This is a genomic window from Microbacterium sp. NRRL B-14842, from assembly GCF_050470785.1.
This window is the reverse complement of sequence record NZ_JBFLUM010000003.1, coordinates 1-23022: the sequence shown is the minus strand read 5'-3', so window position 1 is coordinate 23022 and position 23022 is coordinate 1. Positions and strand designations below refer to the sequence as shown.

Annotated in this window: 23 protein-coding genes and 5 pseudogenes; 11 read left to right on the top strand and 17 right to left on the bottom strand. The window is 70.7% G+C overall.

Translation table 11 applies throughout. From position 1 onward, the window contains the following. The 3 pseudogenes from AB1285_RS16810 to AB1285_RS16800 all read right to left on the bottom strand — a co-directional run. Positions 1-336 (bottom strand): annotated as a pseudogene (locus AB1285_RS16810) (carbohydrate ABC transporter permease); the annotation flags it as partial. Beyond that, positions 336-1248, bottom strand: a pseudogene (locus AB1285_RS16805) (carbohydrate ABC transporter permease). The pseudogenes AB1285_RS16805 and AB1285_RS16810, both read right to left, overlap by 1 nt. A 292-nt stretch (positions 1249-1540) precedes the next feature. Then, positions 1541-2422, bottom strand: a pseudogene (locus AB1285_RS16800) (ABC transporter substrate-binding protein); the annotation flags it as partial. Between the two features lie 243 nt (positions 2423-2665). Between AB1285_RS16800 and AB1285_RS16795 the strand changes: the two are divergent. Then, positions 2666-3880 carry an ROK family protein gene (locus tag AB1285_RS16795; protein ID WP_187662691.1) on the top strand — a complete coding sequence of 405 codons (1215 nt, stop codon included), beginning with the start codon at positions 2666-2668 and terminating at the stop codon, positions 3878-3880. A gap of 248 nt (positions 3881-4128) precedes the next feature. Here the strand turns inward: AB1285_RS16795 and AB1285_RS16790 are convergent, their stop codons facing one another. The 6 genes from AB1285_RS16790 to AB1285_RS16765 form a co-directional block, all read right to left on the bottom strand. Next, positions 4129-4800: an ArsR/SmtB family transcription factor gene (locus tag AB1285_RS16790; protein WP_429977488.1), complete on the bottom strand. Its 672-nt coding sequence runs from the start codon at positions 4798-4800 to the stop codon at positions 4129-4131. 17 nt (positions 4801-4817) lie between these two features. Next, positions 4818-5441 (bottom strand): flavin reductase family protein, encoded by a 624-nt coding sequence (locus AB1285_RS16785; protein WP_370428258.1) that lies wholly within the window; start codon positions 5439-5441, stop codon positions 4818-4820. A gap of 52 nt (positions 5442-5493) precedes the next feature. Next, on the bottom strand, positions 5494-6858 hold the full coding sequence (locus tag AB1285_RS16780; RefSeq protein ID WP_370428257.1) for a dihydrolipoamide acetyltransferase family protein: 1365 nt from the start codon (positions 6856-6858) through the stop codon (positions 5494-5496). A gap of 122 nt (positions 6859-6980) precedes the next feature. Continuing rightward, positions 6981-7961, bottom strand: coding sequence for an alpha-ketoacid dehydrogenase subunit beta (locus tag AB1285_RS16775; RefSeq protein WP_268776920.1), 981 nt, complete (start codon positions 7959-7961; stop codon positions 6981-6983). Continuing rightward, positions 7958-9085, bottom strand: coding sequence for a thiamine pyrophosphate-dependent dehydrogenase E1 component subunit alpha (locus AB1285_RS16770; RefSeq protein ID WP_232089125.1), 1128 nt, complete (start codon positions 9083-9085; stop codon positions 7958-7960). Before AB1285_RS16770 ends, AB1285_RS16775 begins: the two co-directional genes overlap by 4 nt. Before the next feature lie 105 nt (positions 9086-9190). Continuing rightward, positions 9191-10258 carry a histidinol-phosphate transaminase gene (locus AB1285_RS16765; protein ID WP_370428256.1) on the bottom strand — a complete coding sequence of 356 codons (1068 nt, stop codon included), beginning with the start codon at positions 10256-10258 and terminating at the stop codon, positions 9191-9193. 67 nt (positions 10259-10325) lie between these two features. Between AB1285_RS16765 and AB1285_RS16760 the strand changes: the two genes are divergently transcribed. Genes AB1285_RS16760 through AB1285_RS16750 form a run of 3 tightly spaced genes read left to right on the top strand, consistent with a single transcriptional unit; the run spans position 10326 to position 11348 of the window. Continuing rightward, entirely contained in the window at positions 10326-10532 is a 207-nt protein-coding gene (locus tag AB1285_RS16760; protein ID WP_292786800.1) for a hypothetical protein, read from the top strand. Continuing rightward, positions 10529-10909 (top strand): type II toxin-antitoxin system death-on-curing family toxin, encoded by a 381-nt coding sequence (locus tag AB1285_RS16755; protein ID WP_187662696.1) that lies wholly within the window; start codon positions 10529-10531, stop codon positions 10907-10909. Before AB1285_RS16760 ends, AB1285_RS16755 begins: the two co-directional genes overlap by 4 nt. Positions 10910-10943: 34 nt before the next feature. Further along, positions 10944-11348 carry a phage holin family protein gene (locus tag AB1285_RS16750; RefSeq protein ID WP_187662697.1) on the top strand — a complete coding sequence of 135 codons (405 nt, stop codon included), beginning with the start codon at positions 10944-10946 and terminating at the stop codon, positions 11346-11348. Between the two features lie 35 nt (positions 11349-11383). Here AB1285_RS16750 and AB1285_RS16745 read toward each other — a convergent pair whose 3' ends face one another. Next, complete coding sequence (locus AB1285_RS16745; RefSeq protein ID WP_370428255.1) at positions 11384-12679, bottom strand: hypothetical protein; 1296 nt, start codon at positions 12677-12679, stop codon at positions 11384-11386. Continuing rightward, the gene (locus tag AB1285_RS16740; RefSeq protein WP_370428254.1) at positions 12676-12930 is read right to left on the bottom strand and encodes a hypothetical protein; all 255 of its coding nucleotides are present in this window, start codon (positions 12928-12930) and stop codon (positions 12676-12678) included. The genes AB1285_RS16745 and AB1285_RS16740 overlap by 4 nt, the downstream gene beginning before the upstream one ends. A gap of 165 nt (positions 12931-13095) precedes the next feature. On the opposite strand from AB1285_RS16740, the gene AB1285_RS16735 reads away from it, so the two are divergent. Further along, positions 13096-13617 (top strand): low molecular weight protein-tyrosine-phosphatase, encoded by a 522-nt coding sequence (locus AB1285_RS16735; protein ID WP_187662700.1) that lies wholly within the window; start codon positions 13096-13098, stop codon positions 13615-13617. 14 nt (positions 13618-13631) lie between these two features. Continuing rightward, positions 13632-15014: an adenylosuccinate lyase gene (gene purB, locus AB1285_RS16730; protein ID WP_370428282.1), complete on the top strand. Its 1383-nt coding sequence runs from the start codon at positions 13632-13634 to the stop codon at positions 15012-15014. 10 nt (positions 15015-15024) lie between these two features. On the opposite strand, the gene AB1285_RS16725 is transcribed toward purB, so the two are convergent. From AB1285_RS16725 to AB1285_RS16715, 3 genes are read right to left on the bottom strand one after another with little or no spacing between them, the layout of a single operon-like run. Continuing rightward, on the bottom strand, positions 15025-16458 hold the full coding sequence (locus AB1285_RS16725; protein WP_187662701.1) for an MFS transporter: 1434 nt from the start codon (positions 16456-16458) through the stop codon (positions 15025-15027). Between the two features lie 49 nt (positions 16459-16507). After that, positions 16508-16867: a hypothetical protein gene (locus AB1285_RS16720; RefSeq protein WP_187662702.1), complete on the bottom strand. Its 360-nt coding sequence runs from the start codon at positions 16865-16867 to the stop codon at positions 16508-16510. After that, on the bottom strand, positions 16864-17514 hold the full coding sequence (locus AB1285_RS16715; protein ID WP_259952631.1) for an acyl-CoA synthetase: 651 nt from the start codon (positions 17512-17514) through the stop codon (positions 16864-16866). Before AB1285_RS16715 ends, AB1285_RS16720 begins: the two co-directional genes overlap by 4 nt. Positions 17515-17803: 289 nt before the next feature. On the opposite strand from AB1285_RS16715, the gene AB1285_RS16710 reads away from it, so the two are divergent. Continuing rightward, a complete protein-coding gene (locus AB1285_RS16710; RefSeq protein WP_268776915.1) occupies positions 17804-18730 on the top strand; it encodes a hypothetical protein in 927 nt (308 codons plus the stop codon). Here the strand turns inward: AB1285_RS16710 and AB1285_RS16705 are convergent. Next, entirely contained in the window at positions 18718-19557 is an 840-nt protein-coding gene (locus AB1285_RS16705; protein ID WP_187662705.1) for a sulfurtransferase, read from the bottom strand. The two genes, AB1285_RS16710 and AB1285_RS16705, sit on opposite strands and share 13 nt — an antisense overlap. Positions 19558-19672: 115 nt before the next feature. On the opposite strand from AB1285_RS16705, the gene AB1285_RS16700 reads away from it, so the two are divergent. The 3 genes and pseudogenes from AB1285_RS16700 to AB1285_RS16690 form a co-directional block, all read left to right on the top strand. After that, positions 19673-20323 (top strand): GTP cyclohydrolase II, encoded by a 651-nt coding sequence (locus tag AB1285_RS16700; protein WP_268776914.1) that lies wholly within the window; start codon positions 19673-19675, stop codon positions 20321-20323. A 17-nt stretch (positions 20324-20340) separates the two neighbouring features. Beyond that, complete coding sequence (locus tag AB1285_RS16695; protein ID WP_268776913.1) at positions 20341-20811, top strand: MarR family winged helix-turn-helix transcriptional regulator; 471 nt, start codon at positions 20341-20343, stop codon at positions 20809-20811. A 62-nt stretch (positions 20812-20873) separates the two neighbouring features. Then, positions 20874-21074 (top strand): annotated as a pseudogene (locus AB1285_RS16690) (helix-turn-helix domain-containing protein); the annotation flags it as partial. A gap of 221 nt (positions 21075-21295) precedes the next feature. Here the strand turns inward: AB1285_RS16690 and AB1285_RS16685 are convergent. Both AB1285_RS16685 and AB1285_RS16680 read right to left on the bottom strand, forming a co-directional pair. Next, positions 21296-21898 carry a ClpP family protease gene (locus tag AB1285_RS16685; RefSeq protein WP_429977529.1) on the bottom strand — a complete coding sequence of 201 codons (603 nt, stop codon included), beginning with the start codon at positions 21896-21898 and terminating at the stop codon, positions 21296-21298. Next, on the bottom strand, positions 21895-22443 hold the full coding sequence (locus tag AB1285_RS16680) for a ClpP family protease (protein ID WP_429977528.1): 549 nt from the start codon (positions 22441-22443) through the stop codon (positions 21895-21897). The genes AB1285_RS16685 and AB1285_RS16680 overlap by 4 nt, the downstream gene beginning before the upstream one ends. A gap of 224 nt (positions 22444-22667) precedes the next feature. Between AB1285_RS16680 and AB1285_RS16675 the strand changes: the two are divergent. Next, positions 22668-23022: pseudogene (locus AB1285_RS16675) on the top strand (acyl-CoA thioesterase); the annotation flags it as partial.

The window sequence follows — 23022 nt, the reverse complement described above, 5'->3', positions numbered from 1 at the left end:
GCACGATCGCGAACGACGCGAAGGCCGCGAGGACGATCGTCGCGATGACCGTCCCTGCCGTGACGAGCAGCGAGATCGCGGCGCCGACCGGGAACTTCGTCAGCGTCCACGCTTGCACGAAGCCGTCGATGCTGAACGGCGCCGGCAGCGAGAACGCGTTGCCGTCGACCGCCTGCCCGGTGGTCTTGAACGCCATCGAGATCGTCACGTACAGCGGGATGAGGATCGTCGCGTGCACAGGATCAGGATGATGGTGCCCGACCAGTTGACGCGCTCCATCTTCTGCCGCTTCCGGCGTCCGTCCGCGGGGATGGTGGTGAGGGTCTCCGTCGACATCAGAACGTGTTCCTTCCGCGGGTCAGCGAGAGCTGGAGGACGGAGATGAGCACGGCACGATGAAAAGATCGTGGCGTTGGCCATCTGGTAGGCGTAGTCGCCGCCGTTGAAGCCCGCGATGATCGTCATCGCGACGCTGCGGGTGGCGGTGCCGGGACCGCCGTTGGTGAGGCCGACGATGATGTCGTAGGCGTTGAGGAAGCCCTTGAAGCCGAGGATCACGTTGATGACGACGTATCCGGCGACGAGGGGGATCGTGATGCGGGTCAGCTGCTGCGTGCGGCTGGCGCCGTCGATGCTCGCCGCCTCGTACACCTCGCCCGGCACCGACAGGAGTCCGGCGATGTAGATGAGGAGCGTGCCGGGGACCGCCTGCCAGGCGGTGACGATCACGATCGCGACCCAGGCGAGGTCGGGGTTGGCGAGCAGGCTCGTCTCCAGCCACGGATGCCGGTGGCCGCGCCCGCCGCGGGGATCGAGTTCGAGAACAGGAAGTTGAAGACGTAGGCGATGATGATGCCCGAGATCACCATCGGGATCACGAAGATCGTCCGCAGCCCCGTCTTGAACCGGATGCGGGAGGTGAGCCCGACCGCCAGCAGGAACGCGATGACGTTGACGACGATCACTGTCGCGATCGAGAACCCGAAGGTGAAGAGATAGCTCTGCAGGATCGCCGGGTCGCTGAACAGCGCGATGTAGTTCGTCAGCCCGTTGAAGCTCCATTCGCCGATGCCGATCGAGTCGGTGAAGCTGAAGAAGATGGCCGATGACGCCGGGAACGGTGATCGCGAGCGTGAAGATCACCAGGGTCGGCAGCAGGAACAGGTAGTAGATCGGCTCGACGCGGCGCGTGTGGCGGCGGATCTTCCGCTGCTCGCCGGTGACGATGGCGGTCGTGCTGGTGCTCATGGCGCGGACTCCTCTGTCTCGCCCGATGCGGAATCCTCGGAACTCGGATCGGGGCGCGGAAGGCGATGCGGGCCCAGTCCGCGTCCATGGTGCGGAGGATGGAGGAGGGGTCGGCGCCGAGCACCATGGCCTGCGCGTAGTTGTTCATCGGCAGGGTCTTCGGGACGAGGACCGAGGGGCCCTGGTAGATCCGCCCCTCGTCGTAGTACTCGATCATGCCCTCGATACGCGGGTCGTCCGGCGGTGCCGCGTCCGTCGTCGGGGTGAACCCGAGCTGCGAGGCGTTGTACTCCTCGATGTTCTCCGGGAGGTAGAGGTACTCCAGGAAGTCGCGCGCGGCCTCCTGGTGCTGCGACTCCTCGGGGATCATGACCGCGAGGTCCATGTTCACCCGGACGGCGAGGTCGGCCGGATCGTCGGTCATGGGCAGCGGGAAGGTGCCGAGGTCGAGGTCGGGGTCGGTCTTGGCGATCTCGCTGAACGCCCACGGCCCCTGGAGGTACATCGCGGCCTCCCCCTTCGCGAAGGCGAGGTTGCCGTCTCCGTACGCCCGGCTCGCCGCATCCTCGTTCGTGTACTCGTTCGCGAGCACCATCATCCTGTCCATCGGCTCCAAGAAGTCCTTCTCGAAGGAGACCTCCGAGTCCGGGCCCACCTCTGTGCCCTCCGCGGCGAGCGCGTCGAAGAAAGCCAGCACGTCCAGCGAGCCACCGGCCGCGTAGTCGTACCAGCCCTGCGCGACGGTCCAGTCGTCCTTGAACGTGGCGTAGAACGGGTCGATCCCGGCCTCGCGGAGGCTGTCGCTGACGGCGAGGAGCTCGTCCCAGGTCTGCGGCACCTCGAGGCCCTGCTCCGCGAAGATCTGCGTGTTGTAGATGACCGAGGCGGCCATGACCGAGTACGGCAGGGCGCTGGTGCGCCCCTCGCAGGAGCCGTACTGGTCCATCAACGGCTGCAGGTCCTCACGGATGCCGGCGGCGGCCTCCGTGTCGGAGAGGTCGGTGAGCGCGCACCGCTGCACGAACCGGGCGACCTCGTAGTTGTAGTTGGCGAGCATGATGTCGGGCGGGTTCCCGCGGACGAAGCTCGCCGAGACGACGTCGACGCCGGACGTGTCGATCTCCACCCGGACGTCGTCCTGCGACGCGTTGTACTCCGCGACGAGCTCCGTCATGAACGGGATGGCCTCGCGCTTGCTGAACGTGAAGCGGATCGTCTCCGCTCCCCCGCCGGCGGCACAGCTCGTGAGCGCCGCGCCGGTCAGCACGAGGCCGAGCGCTCCGGCGGTCCAGCGCACCGCCCGTGATCGTGTGGCAGACACCGTCGTCCTTTCGTAGATCCGCGGAATAAATCTAGTGAGCGAATTTAGTCCGTCTAGAGGTACTGTCTCATCTGGGCGACAGGAAGGTCAAGGGGAGTGACAGAGGTCTCGACGGGACTCGGCACCGGCCGCGCGAGCGTGAGCGCGGTGCTCGACTTCGCCTGGACGGCCGGCGAGTTCACCGCCACCGAGGCCATGGCCGGCACCTCGCTCACGCGCTCGACCACCATCGACGCGATCGACACCCTCGTCACCGCGGAGGTGCTGCGCGAGCTGCCCAACGCGCGCGCCATCGGCGATTACCGCTCCGGGCGCCCCGCGCGCCGCTTCGCCCTCGCGGCAGACCTCGGCGTGGTGATGGGCATCGACGCCGGCGACACCCATCTCGCCGTCACCGTCGCGGATCTGCTCGATCGCACGCTCGTGCACCATCGCGTGGAGGTCGACCCCGCGCAGAGCGTCGAGGACCGCCGGGCGACGATCCTGCAGCACCTCACCGCCGCGCGCGACGAGGCCGGGGTGCCCGCGGAGCGCGTGCTCGCGGTGTGCGCCGGCGTCGCCGCCCCCGTCAACCGCGACGGCATCTCGCCCCCGCACCCCGACGGCTTCTGGGAGCGCACGAACCCCGGGCTCGCGGAGGCCCTGCGCGACTGGGCCCCGGTGGTCGAGGTGAAGAACGACGCCCAGCTCGCCGCGATCGCCGAGGGGACGCTCGGGGTGGCCGTCGACTGCCGCGACTACGTGGCCCTGCTCGCGAGTGAGCGCTTCGGCGGCGGCGTCGTCGTCGACGGGCACGTGCTGCATGGCGCCCACGGCGGCGTCGGCGAGGGCGTGGTGTTCGATCACATCATCGGTGTCGGCTCGGCGGTGGGCCTCCGTCACGCCGTGGAGGAACAGGCTCGGAGCGCCGTCGAAGACGGGGGCGCTGCCGCAGACGGAATCCTCGGGCGGCTCGTGGCGGACGGGCCGGTCGATCCGCGGCTGGTGCTGACCCTCGCCGCCTCCGGAGACGCCGACGCCCTCCGCGTCGCCGAGCGCGTGGGGGCCACCCTCGCCCGTGTCGTCGGGGTGCTCGGCAGCATGTACGACCCCGCGCGCGTGATCATCTGCGGGGCCGTGGCGGAGAGCATCGAGCCTGTGCTGGCCGCCGCCCGCCGGATCCTCCCGGACGAGCTGCACCTGCCCGCACCCGAGATCCTCGCCTCCACACTCGGCGCGGAGGTCGTGTCGGCCGGCGCGATCGCGACCGCCCGGAGGGCGGCCAGGGAGCGTGCCGTCCCCCGCCTCGCGGAACAGCGTCTCACCGCCTGACCCCCCTCTTGCGTCAGCCGCCCCCTCCCCTCGCGACCCGCCCTCTCTCGCGAGAACAGGCAAGCGCGCGAGTTCAGGCTCTCTCGCCCCTGGCAGCCTGTTCCCGCGCGAACGCCTGTCCCGCCAGCCTGTCGCGAGAACAGGCCCCCGCGCGAACTCAGGCGAACGCGGGAGTTCAGGCTCTCCCCCACTCCAGAGCCTGTTCCCGCGCGAGCGCCTGTGTCGTGGGACGCGGATGCCGATCGCGGTCAGGACAGTGTCGGCGGAATACCGAAGAGAGTGTGGAAGGCGGCCGTGCCGGCGGGAGAGACCGTCACGGCACGCGAGGTCTGCTGAGGGTGGATCCAGCCTCGGTCGCGCGCGGTGCGGAGGAGGACGGCGCCGAGGTGACCCGAGAGATGCGAGCGCCGTTCCGTCCAGTCGAGGCAGCTCCGCACAAGCGGACGACGAGACGACGGCACCAACGCGTCCGGCCCCGCGATGCTCTCGAACAGGTCGCGCCCCGTCGCGGTCACCGTCAGGTCCGGCGTGAGGTGCCCCCGATCGACGAGGGCGTCGAAGAGGGCGACCCCCAGGCGACCGGCGAGGTGGTCGTAGCAGGTGCGGGCCAGGGCCATGCCGTCTCGCGCCGTCGCCGAACGGAGGCTCGAGACCGGGGCCGCCTTCCCGGCGTACGCCGTCGCGGCCTCGATGATGTGCGCGGCATCGGGGGACGCGAGCGTGACGTAGGAGTGCCGCCCCTGTCGGCGGAGCGCGACGAGCCGGACGTCGAGGAGCGTCGTCAGATGCTCCGACGCCGTCGACCTCGACACCCCAGCGGCACGCGCGAGCTCGCCGGCCGTCCATGCCCGGCCGTCGAGGAGCGCCAGACACATCTGCACCCGGGTCGGGCTGCTGAGCGCGTGTCCCAGCTGGGACACGGACGAGGGATCGACGATCACGCCACGACGGGGTCGTCGAGGAGCGGCGCGCGGAAGTTGGAGCCGACCCGAGGCCCCTGGGCGAAGTAATGGCGGAAGGCGTAGGACAGAGGGTCCCACTTGTCCGTGTCGATGCGGTCGGGTCCGTACGCCTTCAAGATGTCCTCGTGCACGTGGACCTGCAGGACCTCGGCTTCGACCGCCAGCGCGTCGCCGCCGTCGATCGGGATGATCTGGGCCACGCGCGCTTCGATCTGCACCGGGCATTCCGCGATCCGGAACGGGATCACCGCCTCCGAGGGCACAGGGGTGAAGCCCCCGAGACTCCATTTGTCCGGCTCATGCCGGTACGCGGGAACCTTCTCGGCGGGAACCGGCGAGCGACCGGTGGTCGGCGCGATCGCCTCCACGGCGTGCACGAGGTCGGCGGAGGGGAGGTTGATGACGAGGTCCCTGACCCGTCCGATGTTCGCGGCCGCCTGCCCCTCGGCACCGAGCCCGAGCATGTACCGCGTCCCCAGCGCCCATGCGGACGAGATCGGGCTGATGTTCGACGACCCGTCGGCGTTGACCGTGGTGATCAGCGCGACGGGAGTCCCGAAGTACAACACCGGCAGGTCGACGCTCCGCGTGGTTCTCATCCGTCCATTCTCGCCACCCGATCGTTCGGGCCGCGCCGAAGTGTGGACTCCCTCAGTCCACCAGGAGCGCGGGCTCCTCGAGGATGGAGGCGACGTCGGCGATGAAGCGGCTCATGCCGTCGCCGTCGATCACGCGGTGGTCGAACGAGCCGGCGACCGTGGTCACCCAGCGCGGGCGCACCTCGCCGTCGACGACCCAGGGCTTCTGGCTGATCGTGCCCATGGCGACGATGCCGGCCTCGCCCGGGTTGATGATCGGAGTGCCCGCGTCCATCCCGAACACGCCGATGTTCGTGATGGTGATCGTGCCGTTCTGCTGGTCGGCCGGCGGGGTCTTGCCCTCGCGTGCTGTGAGCGTGAGCCGGTTCAGGGCGCGGGCGAGATCCTTCAGGCTGAGGTCCTGCGCGTCCTTGATGTTCGGCACGAGCAGACCGCGGGGCGTGGCGGCGGCGATGCCGAGGTTCACGTAGTGGCGCACGGCGATCTCGGCACCGGCCTCGGTGTCGATCCAGGCCGCGTTGACCATCGGCGTCCGGCGCACCGCCCAGATCACCGCGCGGGCCATGATGAGCAGCGGTGAGACCTTGATGTCGGCGTAGTCCGGCGAGGCCTTGAGGCGCTTGACGAGTTCCATCGTGCGGGTGGCGTCGATCTCCTTCCACACCGTCACGTGCGGGGCGGAGTACGCGCTCTGCACCATCGCCGACGACGTCGCCTTGCGCACGCCCTTCACCGGGATGGACTCGGTGCGGTCGTCGCCGGCCGCCGACGGGCGCACCGGTGCGAGGCCGCGAGCCAGGCCGGACGGCGCCTGCGGGGCCGGGACGGTCTCCTCGCGCACGCTCCCCCACTCCGGGGTCTCGATGTTGCGGAAGACGCTGGCCTGCGAGGCGTGCTTCATGACGTCGTCGCGGGTGACCTCGCCGTCGGCACCCGTGGGCGTCACGCTCGTGAGGTCGACGCCGAGGTCGCGGGCGAGCTTGCGGATCGGCGGCTTCGCGATCACGCCGACCGACGACCGCACGGGGCGCTCGGCCGGGCGCTTGCGCCGCGAGGTCGCGCCGCTTCCGGAGCCGTAGCCGACGAGCACCGACCCGCCGCCCTCCTCGGGCGCGGGCGCCTCCGCCGTCGCGACGGTGCCGGGCGCCACCGAACCGTTTCCCGAGCCCGCCGCAGGGTCGGTCACGAAGGTGATGATCGGGGTGCCGACCTCGACCGTCGCCCCCTCGTCGACGAGCAGCTCGCCGACCACGCCCGCGTGCGGGGAGGGCAGCTCGACCAGGGACTTCGCGGTCTCGATCTCGCAGATGACGTCATTGATGGCGACCCGGTCACCCGGCGCCACCTTCCACGCGACGATTTCGGCCTCGGTCAGCCCTTCGCCGACGTCCGGAAGGGGGAAGTTCTGCGTGCTCATGCGGAGTCCTTTCGTGGGCCGCGTTCATAACTCAGGAGACTCGAACCGGTGCGCGCCCCTGCGCCCGCGCTGGACGGGTGAAGGGGGCGGTTGTCCTGAGTTGTGAACATGGAACGTCGGTGTCAGTAGGCCAGGGAGCGGTCGACGGCTTCGAGGATGCGATCGGCGTCCGGCAGGTACGCGCCCTCGAGCTTCGCGGGCGGGAACGGGGTGTCGTAGCCGGAGACGCGCAGCACCGGAGCCTCGAGGGCGTAGAACGCGCGCTCCATGACGGTCGCGGCGATCTCGCTGCCGAGGCTCGTGAATCCCGGGGCCTCCTGCGCGTAGACCATGCGCCCCGTCTTGCGTACCGACCCGAGGATCGGCTCGTAGTCCACCGGAGACAGCGAGCGCACGTCGACGACCTCGCAGCTCGTGCCCTCGGACTCGGCGAGGGCGGCGGCCTGCAGCAGCGTCGTGACCATGGCGCCGTGTCCGACGAGGGTCACGTCCGTCCCGGTCCGCACCACCCGCGAGGAGTGCAGCGGGACGGCGGGAGCGTCGAGCTCGACCTCGCCCTTCGGCCAGTACCGGCTCTTCGGCTCCAGGAAGATCACCGGGTCGTCCGACGCGATGGCCTCCTGGATCATCCAGTAGGCGTCGTTCGCGGTGGACGGCGACACCACGCGCAGACCGGGGGTGTGCGTGAAGTACGCCTCCGGGCTCTCCTGGTGGTGCTCGACCGCCCCGATGTGCCCGCCGTACGGGATGCGGATCACGACGGGCAGCCGCAGCGACCCCTCGTGCCGGTTGGTGAGCTTGGCGAGCTGGGTGGTGATCTGGTCGAACGCGGGGAAGACGAAGCCGTCGAACTGGATCTCGACGACGGGACGGAACCCGGCCATCGCGAGGCCGATCGCGGTGCCGACCAGGGCCGACTCCGCGAGCGGGGTGTCCAGCACACGCTGCTCCCCGAAGTCGCGCTGCAGGTGCTCGGTGATGCGGAACACGCCGCCGAGCTTGCCGATGTCCTCGCCCATGAGGAGGACCTTCGGGTCGTCCTCCATCGCCTTGCGCATTCCGGCGTTCAGCGCCTTGCCCAGCGGCATGGTCTCCCGGGTCATTGGCCCTCTCCTTCGAACGACGCCTCATAGCGGGCGCGCCAGGCTTTCTGCTCCTCGATCAGCGGATGCGGCTCGCTGTACACGTGGTCGAACATGAGGTCGGCGCGGGGCGGCCCGAGCTGCACGGTGCGGGCGCGGAGGTCTTCCGCGGCGTCGGCGGCCTCGGCGTCGACCTCGGCGAAGAAGCCCTCCTCGGCGCCGCGGTTCTCCAGGAACGCGCGCATCCGGACGATCGGGTCGCGCCCGGCCCACGCGAGCTCCTCGTCGTCGCCGCGGTACTTCGTGGGGTCGTCGCTGGTCGTGTGCGCGCCGAGCCGGTAGGTCACGGCCTCGATGGCGCGAGGGCCGCCGCCGCCGCGCGCCTCGTCGAGGGCCACGCGGGACACCGCGTAGCTGGCGAGGACGTCGTTGCCGTCCACGCGGACGCTGGGGATGCCGTACCCGGCGCTGCGCTGCACGAGCGGCACCCGGGACTGCGTGGTGACGGGGACCGAGATGGCCCAGTGGTTGTTCTGCAGGAAGAACAGCGTCGGGGCCTGGTAGCTGGCCGCGAACACCATCGCCTCATGCACATCGCCCTGACTGGAGGCCCCGTCGCCGTAGTACACGACGACCGCCTCATCGCGCTCGGGGTCGCCGGTGCCGGTGCGCCCGTCGAACGTGAGACCCATGGCATAGCCGGCGGCGTGCAGCACCTGGGAGCCGAGCACGAGCGTGTAGAGGCGGGTGTTGCCGTTCTTCGGATCGGTCGGGTCCCAGCCGCCGTGGGAGACGCCGCGCATGAGCTTGATGATGTCGACCGGGTCCACGCCGCGGATCCGGGTGACGGCGTGCTCGCGGTACGAGGGAAAGATCGTGTCCTGCGCGCGGGCGGCCCGACCGGAGCCGACCTGCGCCGCCTCCTGTCCGCGGCTCGGCGGCCACAGGGCGAGCTGGCCCTGGCGCTGCAGGTTGGTGGCCTGGGTGTCGATCGCGCGGATGCCCACCATGTCGCGGTAGAACTGCGCGAGCTCGTCGTCGGGGATGGCCTCGATGAGCGGCAGGTACTGCTCCGCGGCCGGCGTCGGGGCGACCTTTCCGGTCTCGTCCAGGACGCGCACGAGGGGGGTCTCAGAGGTGCTCACGGCCCCCACGCTACCCGCGTCGGCATGCCGGGTCACGCATACCTAGGACGCCCTCGTATCTCCCCGGAACCCCGAGATTCCGCGGTTCGCCGGGCGGCGTCGCGCTCAGCGGAGGGTTGCGGCGACCTCCAGCACACGGGTGACGGCCGCCTCCTCGCCGACGGAGATCCGGATGCCGTCGCCGGAGAAAGGGCGCACGATCAGGTCGGCGTCGACGAACGCCGCCGCGACCTCGTCCGTGCGCGCGCCGGTCGGCAGCCAGACGAAGTTGCCCTGGGCGTCCGGCACCTCCCAGCCCTGCGCGCGGAGCCCCTCGACGAGACGGGCGCGGCGTTCGACGATCACGGCGACGCGCTCCAGGAGCTCGGCTTCGGCGTCGAGGCTCGCGATGGCGGCGTTCTCGGCCGCGGATGTCACCGACAGCGGGATGCCGGTCGTCCGCGCCGCGTCGAGCACCTTCTCGTGGCCGATCGCATAGCCGACCCGGAGCCCGGCCAGACCGTAGGCCTTGGAGAACGTGCGGAGGACGACCACGTTCGGGTGCGCCTCGAAGACGCGCTCGGCCAGGCCGTCGACGGCGTCGGGCGCGGTGACGAACTCCGCGTAGGCCTCGTCGAGGATGATGAGCACGTCAGAGGGCACGCGGTCCACGAAGGCCGCGAACTCGGCGGAGGTGACGATCGGGCCGGTCGGGTTGTTCGGCGTGCAGACGATGATCGCGCGCGTGCGGTCGGTCACGGCGTCGGCCATCGCGTCGAGGTCGTGGCGGGAGTCGGCGGTCAGCGGCACCTGCACCCCGGTCGCCCCGGCGACGAGCGGCAGGCTCGGGTATGCCTCGAACGACCGCCAGGCGTAGACGACCTCGTCGCCGACGGAGGCCGTGGCGAGCACGAGCTGGTGCAGGATCGCGACGCTGCCGGAGGCGACGTGGACCTGCTCGGGCTCAACGCCGTAGCGGGCTCCGAGCCGCGAACGCAGGCGGCCGGCCGTGGCATCGGGATAGCGGTTGATCGGCGTCGTGTGCTGCAGCGCCTCGACGACCGAGGGGAGCGGATCGAACGGGTTCTCGTTGCTGGAGAGCTTGAAGGCCTCGGGACCGGCCTGCTTGCCCTGGCGGTACGGCGCGAGGGAGGCGATGGCGGGACGGATGCGGGGCAGGGTCGGCTCGGTCACGCGTCGAGTCTAGGACGTGTGTCCCGCCACCCTTTCGAGGCCGAGGGTGCGGTGATACCATTCTGGTATGGCTATGACGGTGCGACTCCCTGCGGAACTCGATGCACGGCTGGGCGAGGTCGCCGCCCAGCGACACACGTCCAAGCATGCGCTGCTCATCGAGGCGGCCGACCGCTTCGTCGCGGACACCCATCGGTCGGCCCTCGTCGACGCCGCCGTCGACTTCGTGTTCGACAACGACAAGGTCCTCCTCGAGCGACTCGAAGACGCGTGACCGAGTATCTGACTCTGGAGGACGGCCTCCGCATCGTCGGCCGCCTGGGGTTCCACGTCCGGGACGCCGGGCTCCTGGCGTCGGCTCTCGCGCGCCCTGCCGCGTCGCTGTTCGGGGAGGACGCCTACGGCACGCTGGACCGGAAGGCGGCCGCACTCCTCGAGTCTCTGGCCCGCAACCATCCCCTGTTCGACGGGAACAAGCGCACGGCGTGGACGAGTTTCGTGGCGTTCCTCTGGATCAACGGATGGAAGCACCGCTTCACGACGGACGATGCCTTCGATCTGGTCATCGGCGTCGCATCAGGCAGCATCGACCTCGACGAGTCGGAGCGGCGCATCCGCGAGAACCGGATCCCGGTGGACGACCGCGGCTGACACCGCGAGCCCCGCGTGGGAGACTGAACACATCATGCGCTTCATCATCCGGGTCGTCGTCAACGCGTTCGCCATCTGGGTCGTCACGCTCATCCCCGTGCTCCAGGTCACGGTGCGCGCCTTCCCGCCGGGCGAGACGCTGCAGCTCGTCCTGACGCTCCTCGCGGTCGGAGCCCTTTTCGCGCTGGTGAACACCATCATCGGCACGGTCGTGAAGATCGTCGCCTTCCCGCTGTACATCATCACGTTCGGCCTCATCGGCTTCCTCATCAACGGCTTCCTGCTCTGGCTGACCGCCTGGATCACCAGCAGCTTCGGATGGGGCCTGACGGTCGAGTCGTTCTGGTGGGGCGTTCTCGCCGCCCTGATCATCTCGATCATCAACGGCATCTTCGGCTTCATCCTGCGCCCGCAGAACAAGCGCTCCCGCCGCGACTGACCCGTCCACCGACGTCTGCCGACGCCGCGTGCGGCTCACGGATCGGGGAGCACACGCTCCGCTCGGTACTCGGTGCGGTCGACGGTGACGGCGCGGTCCAGGTCCGCCCAGTAGGCGTCGAGAGCCTCCGCCCGCGGGTCGGCGGAGGCATCCACCATCGCTGCCGTCTCCATGTAGTTCTCCAGGGAGTGCGTCTCGAGCGCGAGGTCCTGGCGACCGGCGTCGGGGTCGCCCACCCGGCTCGCGGTGAAGCTGTCGGCCGAGCCTGTGCCCTCCCTCGCCCCTCCCGCGGCGAGCGCAGACACCACGTCGTCGGTGTGCCGAAGCTGCACCAGGGTGTGATCGGCGGAGAGCGTCGGCTCCACGGGGCTTCCGGCGGTGATCTGAGTCGTGACCGCGAACGGGCTCTCCATCGCCAGGTGCGCCGCGATCATCCCACCCTGCGAGTGCGCGACCACATCCACCCGATCCCCGGGCCTCGCACCGGCCGCGGCCAGGGCATCGAGGGTCGCCTGATACGACGCGGACCGGCCCCCGGTGTAGAGCTCGATGTTCGACTTCATGTCCCACGGTTCCGTCCCGCCGGCCGTGCGGAGCGACATCGAGCGGCTGCCGGCGAGGTAGGCGACGTATCGCGGCGCCTCACCGGGCATCGTGTACTTCTCGATCGCCACCTGCGCCCCGGAGGCGGAGGGCAGGCGGCGGAGCGCACTCGCCAGTCCGGTCGGCGCGCCGGTCGGCCGCGAGCGGGAGGCCACGGAGACGCGTACCGGATCGGCCGTCGCGCCGAGTGCCATTCCCGGTCGGACGCGCCCGAGTCCCGACGTCACCCCTACGAACGCACCGCCCAGGAAGACCGGTGGGAGCAGACCGGCGGCGTCGTACTGGTCGTCGAGGCCGCGGAACCTCCGGGCATCCGCGGTCCGCTCCAGAGTGTCCGCGAGCGTTCCCACACTCCCGTCCGAGGCGAGGAGCCGCGCCAGGCGCGCCTCCACCGCGGCGGCGGCGGCCGCGTCGGTGTGCGCCAGCGCCTCCGCCTGCGCGCGCAGCTCGACGACCTCGTACGCCTCGGCCATCAGGACGAGGTCGGCGGCCGTCTTCTCGACGCGGGCCGTCAGCCCGTCCAGCGACGTCGCCACGGACCGCAGCGACCAGGCCGCGGGGGCCAGCTCCGTCCACGCCGCCGTGGCGAGCAGCGCCTCCGCGCGCGCCACGGCATCGGCCACCTCCGCCAACACCGGGACGACGCCCCGCACCCGTACCGCGAGGTCGCGAAGCTGCGCGGTGTCCACGGCGATCGCGCCGCCGTGGTCGATGCTGAGCCCGCTCATGCCGCTTCCGCCTCCCTGCGGCACTGCTGCATCATGGCGCGCACCGGCGTCGCGTCCTCGGACAGCCGCCAGAGCGCCGTCCGCAGCGCCTCGACCCCCTCGGATTCCCAGGAGCACGCATCACGCAGGGCCGTCAGCACGGACGCCGCCTCGTCGAGTCGCTCCCCGGCCGCATCCAGCTCGGACAGCACTGCGGCGCGCAGCGCGGGGTCGACACCGGGAGAGAGGGCGGTGAGAGGGGAGGACGACATGGATCCACCCTTTCCCCGCCCTTCGTTCCCCGGCTCCGGATGCGCCTCACACGGGCACGGACCGTGGACAGTCGTCGCCCACACACGACGGTGCAGGAGAGTCGAAGGCGGGTCGCGATCCGGGCGGCGCTGTGCAGGAACCGCATCGACCGGCAGAATGGATCCGTGACAGCCCGAGATCCCTTCCGCGTGATCTTCGTCTGCACCGGCAACATCTGCCGCTCCCCCATGGCGGAGGCCGTGTTCCGCGACCTCGCGGAACGGCAGGGTCTCGGTTCCCGGATCGTCTCCCGCAGCGCGGGCACCGGGGACTGGCATCTCGGGGAGCGCGCCGATCACCGCACCATCGACGCGCTCGCCCGCCGTGGCTACGACGGCTCGCTGCACCGCGCCCGCCAGTTCACCGCCGCGTCCTTCGCCGAGAACGACCTCGTGGTGGCCCTGGACCGCACGCACGAGCGCATCCTCCGCGAATGGGCCAGGGATGAGGACGAGGACGGCAAGGTGACCCTCCTCCTCGCCTTCGATCCCGACGCCTCGACCCACGACGTCCCCGACCCCTACTACGCGGGCCCGGAGATGTTCGATTCGGTGCTCGGTATGATCGAGACGGCGACTCGCGGCTTGTTCCGCCAGCTCGAACCCGCCCTGCGCCTGCCCCGCACGCCCCGAACCTTCGGGGCCTGATCAGGAGGATTCCCCTGACTTTCCAGCCTTCGCTCCCGCCGCAGCCCCTCAGCCCCCTCGACGGCCGCTATCGCGGCGCCGTCACCGGGCTCGCCGACTTCCTCTCCGAGGCCGGACTCAACCGCGCCAGGGTCGAGGTGGAGGTGGAATGGCTGATCGCCCTCACCGACCGCTCGCTGTTCGAGACGAGCCCGCTGTCGGACGACGACAAGGAGCGCCTGCGCGCGCTCTACCGCGACTTCGGGCAGGCCGAGATCGACTGGCTCGCCGAGAAGGAGGCCGTCACGCAGCACGACGTGAAGGCCATCGAGTACCTCGTGCGCGACCGGCTCGCCACGCTCGGCCTCGACCACATCGCCGAGCTGACGCACTTCGCGGCGACGAGCGAGGACATCAACTCCGCGTCCTACGCGCTCACCGTCAAGCGCGCCGTCGAGGAGGTCTGGCTCCCGGCTCTCGACACCGTGATCGCGAAGCTGCGGGAGCTCGCCGTCGAGCACGCCGACGCCGCCATGCTCTCCCGCACGCACGGGCAGCCCGCCACGCCCTCGACCATGGGCAAGGAGCTCGCGGTCTTCGCCTGGCGCCTCGAGCGCGTGCGCAGCCAGATCGCCGGCTCCGAGTACCTCGCGAAGTTCTCCGGAGCGACCGGCACCTGGTCCGCTCACCTCGCGGCCGACCCGGACGCCGACTGGCCGACCATCGCCCGCGAGTACATCGAAGGGCTCGGTCTCGGGTTCAACCCGCTGACGACGCAGATCGAGTCGCACGACTGGCAGGTGGAGCTGTACGACCGCGTGCGTCACGCCGGCGGTATCCTGCACAACCTCGCGACGGACATCTGGACCTACATCTCGCTCGGCTACTTCGCGCAGATCCCGGTCGCCGGGGCCACCGGCTCGTCGACGATGCCGCACAAGATCAACCCGATCCGCTTCGAGAACGCCGAGGCCAACCTGGAGATCTCGGGCGCTCTGCTCGCCTCGCTCGGCCAGACCCTCGTCACGAGCCGCCTGCAGCGCGACCTCACCGACTCCACCACGCAGCGCAACATCGGCGTCGCATTCGGGCACTCGCTGCTCGCGCTCGACAACCTGCGCCGCGGCCTGAACGCGATCTCGCTGTCGCGCGACGTGCTGCTCGCCGACCTCGACGTGAACTGGGAGGTGCTGGCCGAGGCGATCCAGACGGTGATCCGTGCCGAGGTCGTCGCCGGCCGGTCGAACATCCAGGACCCGTATGCGCTCCTCAAGGAGCTCACGCGCGGACACCGGGTGGGCGCCGACGACCTCGCCGAGTTCGTGCAGGGCCTGGAGATCGGCGACGCGGCCAAGCAACGGCTGCTCGCACTGACCCCCGCAACCTACACCGGTATCGCGGAGCGCCTCGCCCGCTGAGCCCGGGGAGCTAGGAGCCGGACTCCCCGGAGTGCTCCTCGACGCTGTCCTTCGGCATGAACGCGGCGGCGATCAGGGTGAGCACAGCGGTCACGGCGACCGCGACGAACACCCACACCGACGCGTGGATGATCGTGTCGGGGTCGTCGGGTCCCGCGCCCTGCGCGATGATGGCGTTGGAGATCGCCCCGAACACCGCCACCCCCACGGCACTTCCCGCGGACCGTGCGAAGGCATTCATCCCGGTCACCGCTCCGCGCTCGCCCCAGCCGACCGAAGCCTGAGCGGCGATGAGGGTCGGCGCGGCACTCCACCCGAGCCCGAAGCCGAGGAGGAACGCGATGCCGGCGACGACGAACGGGTTCGGCCAGGAGGCGACGGCGGCGAGCGCGATGGCGGCGACCGTGGTGATGCTCATGCCGATCAGGGTGGTGCGGCGGAAGCCGATGCGCAGGTACAGCCGCCCGGCGTTCGCGGCGGCGAGCGGCCAGCCGAGGGTCAGAGCAGCCACCGCGAGACCTGACAGCAGCGGAGCGATGCCGATGGACCCCTCGAGGTAGGCGGGGGCGAAGCTCGTCACCCCGAGCATCAACGCCCCGATGCCGAGCGACACGATGGTCGTCGTGAGGATGAGCCGACGTGTGACGAGGCGCAGATCGACGATCGGCTCCGCGACCCGGCGCTCGACGAACCCGAAGGCCACCAGCGCGACCACCCCGATACCGAAGCAGAGGGCGCTCGGCACCGACAGCCAGGCCCACGCGTTCCCACCCTCCAGCATGCCGAGGATGAGCGCGGTCAACCCGATCGTGAGCAGCACCGCTCCGCCGTAGTCGATGCTGTGCTTCTGCGTCTGCTTCTGCTCCCGGTAGGTGCGCAGCAGCATCCACCCGGCGATCAGACACAGCGGGACGTTGATCCAGAAGATCCATCGCCAGGCGTCGAGCTGCGCGAAGATCCCGCCGAGCGCCGGGCCCACGACCGAGGAGATGGCCCAGACGCTCGCGACGTATCCCTGCACCTTGGCGCGTTCGGCGACCGTGTAGATGTCGCCGACGATGGTCATCGACATCGGCGCGACGGCACCGGCGCCGATGCCCTGGATGATGCGGAACACGATCAGCGCCGGCATGCTCCAGGCGAACCCGCAGAGGATCGATCCGAGCAGGAACAGGGCGATGCCGAGCAGGATGATCGGCTTGCGGCCCACCGTGTCCGCGAAGCGGGAGTAGATGGGCACGCTGACGGCCTGCGCCAGGAGGTACACGGAGAACAGCCACGGGAACTGCTGATAGCTGCCGAGGTCGCGCACGATGCTCGGGACAGCGGTCGCGAGGATGGTCGCGTCGATCGCGATGAGGCCGGTGGCGAGCATGAGCGCGCCGAGGATGGGTCCGCGCTCCGACCGGAGTCCGATGGAGGCGCGGTCGACGGAGGCAGTCACTCCAGGGACAAGCGGAAGGACCTCACCGATATTCCGCCCGTATGACGGATCAGGTGGAGGCGGGGCGTCCCGGCTCGTCGGTGGTGCCGTCACCCTTGCCGTCGTCCTCCGCGTCGTAGAGCACGGGACGGTCGATGGTCTTGGTGACGTCGGCGGGGTCGATCGCGAGCATCAGCATCGCGAGGATCAGGAGCGTCGCGATGAAGGCGCCGCCACCCACGACGAGGCTCAACGCCACGGGGGTGAGACCCTCGTAGGTGCCGTTCGCGATGGCCGTGTTCACGCGGAGGGTGAACGCGCCGGTGGAGACGAGAGTGACCACCATGGCGAACACGCCGCAGCCCAGGGCGATGCCGAGCAGGTGGAGGGGACGCAGGATGTCCCGTCGGGTGGGCTTGTCGTCGCTCATCGCTCTCCTCCGTGCTCCACAGGAGCCGCATCGTTCTCGGGGGCGGGAGCGACGTCATCGGCGTCCGCACGCTTCGGGGTGAGGCCGGCGATGCCGAGGAAGACGGCGACGATGGCCGCATACCCTCCGAACATCCCCACGCCGAGGATGATGCCGGACAGCTGGAACGTGCCCGCCTTCTCGATCGTGTACTCCTGGACGAAGCCCGAGGGGATCAGCAGCAGGACGACGGCGAGGAGCAGGCCGAGAGCCCCGACGGTGATCGCGTCGGTGGCGAGCGCTCCCCCGGCGCGGCGGGCCCGGATGCCGGCGAGCAGCTCGAGGCCACCGCTGAGCACACCCCAGGTGATGAGGACGATGAAGAACATGTCGTCCGTGCGCCACGCGGGCACACCGCTCGCCATACCCGCGATGACGCTGACGACCGCGAGGAGGATCGCCGCCCAGCGCGACCCCGTGGGGAGGACGAGCCAGGCCGCGAGGATGTGCACGAGGGCGGTGACCAGCGCGAAGCCGCTGAAGACGGCGAGACCGACCGCGGCGGAGTGATCCGAGGAGAAGGTGATCATCAGGGCGGCGACGGCCGCGAACAACGCGCGCAGCAATTGCACGTGGCGCATGGTGAACGCGCGAGCAGGGGCAGACATAACGGCCAGATCCTCCGGGGTTTCCCCCCAGTCTACGCGGGGCCGCGAGCCGCACGCGCCCGGGGATGCTCGTGAAGCCCGGCGGATCTCCCCAGATCGATTGCCGGGCTTCACGACATACGCAGCAAGGGGGGCATCACTGCGTCGGGCCGCTGTCGCCGGGTCGGGCACCCTCCCCGCGACATCGCAGCCCCGTGACCCACATGCCCACCTGGTCCCCTGAGGTGCGCGCGTGCGGTCTTATGCTCACTGTAGAGGTGTGTTCTTCACATACCGGGCGGGGGCTGTGATGGGTTTTGGGGACGGCGAGAGGAGAGCGGCGACGCCGGACGCGTTCGCCGCGGCACTGCGCGATGCGATCAATGCGAGACCGGTGACGCTGTCGTGGTTGCAGCGGCAGCTCCGCGACCGGGGCAACCGCGTCTCGATGGCCACGCTGAGCTACTGGCGCTCGGGGGCCCGTCGCCCGGAAGGACCGCAGTCCCTCGCCGCCCTCGCCGACATCGAGGACCTGCTGTGCCTCGAATCCGGGGCGTTGAGCCGTCTCCTCCGTCCGCACCGCACAGGACCCCTGGGACCGCAGGGGTTCCCGCTGGAGCAGGTCGACATGGAACGGGCCGTCCGCGAGGTCTACGCCGCCCTCGGCGCCACGTACCCGGACCCGTCGCGGGAGCTCACCGTCCATTCCGTCACGGACGTCGACGCCGACGGCGAGGTGTCCTCCTGCCTCACCCGCAGCATCGTGCAGTCGACGAGCGGCGTGATCACCGCCATCCCCGTCCTCGACCTCACCCCCGGCGTGCCCGGGCCTCCGCCGCGGCTCACGGCCGTGGCCGGCGGACGGGTCACCGCGCGCTACTCCCACCCGAACGGCGAGGCGCACGGTGCGCTGATCGAACTCGACGTCCCGCTCGCAGCCCCGGACACCGCGGTGCTCGAGTGGTCGGTGCAGTACGAGCCGGGCCACCCGTCGGATCGCGAGACCGGACACGCCCTGTCCCGCCAGGCCCGGGAGGTCCTGGTGTGGACGCGCTTCCACCCGGATGCCGTCCCGGACTGGTGCGACGAGCTCGTCGAGACCGCCGGAGGCACCGTCGTCACCGCGCTCCCACGACCTCGGGGCACGTCGGTGCATCAGGTCCGTCGGGCGTTCGGCCCCGGCGCCCTCGGTCTGCGCTGGGGGTACGGTCCTCGCGGAGGCGATCAGCCCGGCTGATCCCCCGTCGCGACCGGCCGCCCCGGGGTGTTCGACCACTGGCTCCAGGAGCCGGGGAAGACCTTCGCCGGGATGCCGACCTCGTGGAGCACCAGAGCCGTGTGCGCCGCCGTGACTCCCGACCCGCAGTAGGCCGCCACCGGCGTCTCCGGGGTGACCCCGACCTCGGCGAGCGTCGCCAGCACCGTGTCACGGTCGCGGATGCGCCCGTTGTCGTCGAGGTGCCGCGTGGTGGGGAGGTTCCGGGCGCCGGGGATGTGCCCGGCGATCGGGTCGAGCGGCTCGGTCTCGCCGCGGTAGCGCTCCGGGGCGCGGACGTCGAGCAGCACCCCGGTCTCCGGGAACGCCTCCGCCTCATCGATCGAGAGGGCGTCCTGGCCCGGATCCGCGAGGACGACATCGCCGGTCTCCGGCACGACGTCGTCGGTCGCCAGGTCGTATCCGGCCGCGGTCCACGCGCGCAGCCCGCCGTCGAGCACCCGGACGTCGACCCCTGCCTGCCGCAGCAGCCACCACGCCCGGGCCGCCGCGAGTCCCTTGGTGTCGTCGTAGGCGACGACCGTGTCTCCCTGCCGCACACCCCATCGCCGGGCCGCCGCCTGCAGGGTCTCCGTCGAGGGGAGCGGATGGCGGCCCTCGGTCGGTGCCCCGGGTGTGGAGAGCTCCTGATCCAACGACGCGAACACCGCGCCGGGGATGTGGCCGGAGCGATAGTCGCCCGGGCCCGCCTCTGGGCGGTCGAGGCGCCAGCGCACGTCGATGACCCGGATCGGGGCGCCGTTCTCGAGGAGGTCGTGGAGCTCGGTCGCGGTGACGAAGTGACTCATGGTGCGAGGCTACCGAGTGCGCGGCGCTCCCCGTCTGCCTCCGTCACGGACGGACACGGTCATCGCCTCCCGACGGTTGCGGGAATAGCCGCGCGTCTCCGGCGTTTCCCCTCACATGATTGAAACTTCAACGGTCGCCGCGGAGCGCACCCGCGTGCGGGTGCCCCTGCGCTTCGCGGACGGCTTCGGCACGACGGCCGACGTCGTGACCTTCGACGGACTCGTGGACGGCCGCGAGCACCTGCTGCTCGGCCTGGGCGACTGGCAGGCCGCCCTCGATCGCGCCGTCGACGGCGGGGTCGCGCCCCTCGTCCGCCCACACAGCGAGTGCCTCACCGGTGACGTGTTCGGCTCGGAGCGCTGCGACTGCGGACCGCAGCTGCGGGAGGCCGTGGAGCGGATCGCCGCGGAGGGCGGCTTCCTCCTCTACCTGCGGCAGGAGGGCCGCGGCATCGGGCTCTACGCCAAGCTCGACGCCTACGCGCTGCAGGACGCCGGGCTCGACACCTACGAGGCGAACGTGGCCCTCGGCCGCGGCGAGGACGAGCGGGACTACACGGTGGCGGCCCAGATGCTGCGAGCGCTGGGCGTGGACCGCATCCGCCTGCTCAGCAACAACCCCGACAAGGCCGCGCAGCTCGACGGGCTCGGAATCCAGGTCACCGAGCGCGTCCGCACCGAGGTGCACCTCTCCGCAGCCAACTCGCGCTACCTCCAGGCGAAGCGCGACCACACGGCCCACACGATCGACCTGACCGCGGCGTGACCTCCGAGGAGCACGACATGAACCAGGCGCGGCACCCGCGGCGGCTCGACGACGACGAGCTCGCGACCTGGCTGCCGATCATCCGGTTCGTCCAGCTGCTGCCGCAGGTCCTCGACCGGGCGCTGAAGGACGAGGTCGGGCTCAACCACGCCCGCTACGCGATCCTCGTCACCCTCGCCGGCCAGGGTGAGGACGCCGTCACCATGACCGAGCTCGCGCGCATCGCCGGACTCAGCCGGTCGCGCCTGAGCCACGCCCTGGACTCGCTGGAGGAGCGCGGGTGGGTGGAACGGACCTCGTGCAGCACGGACAAGCGCACCCTCTCCGCGACGCTGACCCCGGCCGGACGGGACATGCTCCGCGCGGCCGCACCGGTCCACGTGGCCCAGATCCGCGAGCTCATCCTCGACCCGCTGTCCGCGGAGGATCGGCAGCGGCTGCAGGACATCCTGGGGGCGCTGCTGCCGGGCGTCACGGCCGCGCTCTGAGCCGCGTTCTGCTCTGAGCAGAACGTCTCGATCGCCCCGCGGGCGGCGGCTTATCGTGAGGCATGGCCGACATCGTCCCGTTCCCCCGCGCCCCGCATCCCGTCCGTCCGCCGTCCAACGGACCCGAACCGCTGTGGCGCGAGATGCTCGGCGATCAGCTGCGACGGCGACGCCATGACCGCGGGGAGACACTCAGCGAGACCGCGGAGAAGGCCGGCGTCTCGCCGCAGTACCTCTCCGAGGTCGAGCGCGGCCGGAAGGAGCCGTCCAGCGAGATGATCGCCGCGATCGCCGGCGCGCTGGACTCCTCCCTCGTGGAGCTCACGAGCGCGGTCGCCGAGGAGCTTCGTCAGGGCACCCCCGCCGCGGCGGCGGTGTCGACCTCCCGCGGCGCCTTCGCTCTGGCCGCCTGGACCCCTTTCACCTGCACGACCCGAGTCCGGGTGCACGACGGATCTCGGGAATCCGTCGTGCACCCGTCACCTCATCGTGCATCCGGATCACGGGGACCGAGCACGGTGTCGATGAGGCCGTACTCGAGAGCCGCGGCGGCGGTGAAGACCCGGTCCCGGTCGGTGTCGACGCGGAGCTCCGCGAGCGCGCGACCGCTGTGCCGGGCCAGGATCGACTCCATGTCGGCCCGCACCCGCACGACCTCGTCGGCCGCGAGGATGAGGTCCGGGATGGCTCCGCGGGACTGCCCGGCCGGCTGATGCAGCACGATGCGCGCGTGGGCGAGGGCCGCTCGCTCCCCCGGCGCCCCCGCCGCGACGAGCAGCGCCCGCCGGACCGATGGCCTGCCCGACGCAGGTCGTCGCGATCCGCGGGCGGATGTGCTGCATGTGTCGTAGATCGCCAGCGCGGCACCGGGATCCCCGCCCTCGCTGTTGATGTAGAACTGGACGCCGGTCTCCGGGCTGTCCGCGTCGAGGTGCAGGAGCTGCGCGATGAGGGCGTTGGCCACCCCCGCGTCGATCCCGGTTCCGAGATAGATGACGCGCTCGGCGAGCAGATGCGAGTAGACGTCCATCACCCGCTCACCCCGCGGGTGCTGCGCGATGACGTGGGGGATCGTGTAGCTGCTCATACGTCCGCTCCCAGTCCGACCCGCGCACGACGGCGGGGCAGGATCTCCGCCGCGGACCGCACGATCTCGTCGATGAACCCGTAGCCCTGCGCCTCGGCCGCGGTGTACCAGCGATCGTGGAGGGAGTCCTCGAAGATCCGCGCGAGGGGCTGACCGGTGTCGTCGGCGATGAGGCCGAGGACGGTGTCACGCATGTGCCGGAGGTCGTCGGCCTGCGCCTCGATCTCCACCGCCGATCCGCCGATCCCCGCCGAGCCCTGGTGCATGAGGATCCGGGCGTGCGGGAGGAGCGCGCCGCTTGCCTTCGTCCCCGCGGAGAGCAGGAACTGTCCCGCGCTGCAGGCGAGGCCGAGGGCGAGGGTGGAAACGTCGTTGGGGATGAGGTGCATGAGGTCGCGGATCGCCAGCATCGACGGCACGGAGCCGCCCGGCGAGTGGATCCAGAGGGCGATGTCGGTCGTCGGGTCCTCCGCGGCGAGGCCGAGGAGCTGGGTCATCAGGAGGGTGCCGTTGTCGTCGTCGAGGGCGCCGTCGAGGACGAGCACCCGTTCGTGGAACAGGGCGCGCCGGGCCTCGGGGCCGAACTGCGGGGAGAGGGGTGTCTTCGCTCATGTCCCCAGCATCCGGCTCCGGTCATGACCGCGGGAGGAATCCGCCCGGAGCAGATCCGCTGTGAGCGGCGGCGCGTGCACCCGTCCGAAAACCCGGCGTAACACCGCCGACGCACGAGCCGCCTAGCCTCGGGCATGGCGAAACAGAAAGCACCGGCATGGCAGTCCGAGGACGGCCTGACTTCCGCACCCGCAAGTGGGTGCGCCCGGAAGACCTCAACGCGAACGGCACGCTGTCGGCGGGAGCCTGCTGAAGTGGATCGACGAGGAGGCGGCGATCTACGCGATCGTGCAGCTCGGCAACTACCGCGTCGTCACCCGCACATCTCCGCCATCACGTTCGAGGCATCGGCGGTGCAGGGCGACCTCATCGAGATCGGCTGCAGGCCACGGCGCTTCGGTACGACGTCGCTCACGATGCGGGCCGTCGCGCGCAACATGATCACCCGCAAGCGCATCCTCACCATCGACGAGATCGTGTTCGTCAGCATCGGTGAGGACGGCCTGCCGACC

What these genes read in the sequence shown, in the direction of transcription:
- AB1285_RS16785 (WP_370428258.1), bottom strand. Translation starts at nt 5,441, where the DNA reads ATGAGAACCACGCGGAGCGTCGACCTGCCGGTGTTGTACTTCGGGACT.
- AB1285_RS16780 (WP_370428257.1), bottom strand. Translation starts at nt 6,858, where the DNA reads ATGAGCACGCAGAACTTCCCCCTTCCGGACGTCGGCGAAGGGCTGACC.
- AB1285_RS16775 (WP_268776920.1), bottom strand. Translation starts at nt 7,961, where the DNA reads ATGACCCGGGAGACCATGCCGCTGGGCAAGGCGCTGAACGCCGGAATG.
- AB1285_RS16760 (WP_292786800.1), top strand. Translation starts at nt 10,326, where the DNA reads ATGGCTATGACGGTGCGACTCCCTGCGGAACTCGATGCACGGCTGGGC.
- AB1285_RS16750 (WP_187662697.1), top strand. Translation starts at nt 10,944, where the DNA reads ATGCGCTTCATCATCCGGGTCGTCGTCAACGCGTTCGCCATCTGGGTC.
- AB1285_RS16745 (WP_370428255.1), bottom strand. Translation starts at nt 12,679, where the DNA reads ATGAGCGGGCTCAGCATCGACCACGGCGGCGCGATCGCCGTGGACACC.
- AB1285_RS16740 (WP_370428254.1), bottom strand. Translation starts at nt 12,930, where the DNA reads ATGTCGTCCTCCCCTCTCACCGCCCTCTCTCCCGGTGTCGACCCCGCG.
- AB1285_RS16720 (WP_187662702.1), bottom strand. Translation starts at nt 16,867, where the DNA reads ATGAGCGACGACAAGCCCACCCGACGGGACATCCTGCGTCCCCTCCAC.
- AB1285_RS16715 (WP_259952631.1), bottom strand. Translation starts at nt 17,514, where the DNA reads ATGTCTGCCCCTGCTCGCGCGTTCACCATGCGCCACGTGCAATTGCTG.
- AB1285_RS16710 (WP_268776915.1), top strand. Translation starts at nt 17,804, where the DNA reads ATGGGTTTTGGGGACGGCGAGAGGAGAGCGGCGACGCCGGACGCGTTC.
- AB1285_RS16705 (WP_187662705.1), bottom strand. Translation starts at nt 19,557, where the DNA reads ATGAGTCACTTCGTCACCGCGACCGAGCTCCACGACCTCCTCGAGAAC.
- AB1285_RS16700 (WP_268776914.1), top strand. Translation starts at nt 19,673, where the DNA reads ATGATTGAAACTTCAACGGTCGCCGCGGAGCGCACCCGCGTGCGGGTG.
- AB1285_RS16695 (WP_268776913.1), top strand. Translation starts at nt 20,341, where the DNA reads ATGAACCAGGCGCGGCACCCGCGGCGGCTCGACGACGACGAGCTCGCG.
- AB1285_RS16685 (WP_429977529.1), bottom strand. Translation starts at nt 21,898, where the DNA reads ATGAGCAGCTACACGATCCCCCACGTCATCGCGCAGCACCCGCGGGGT.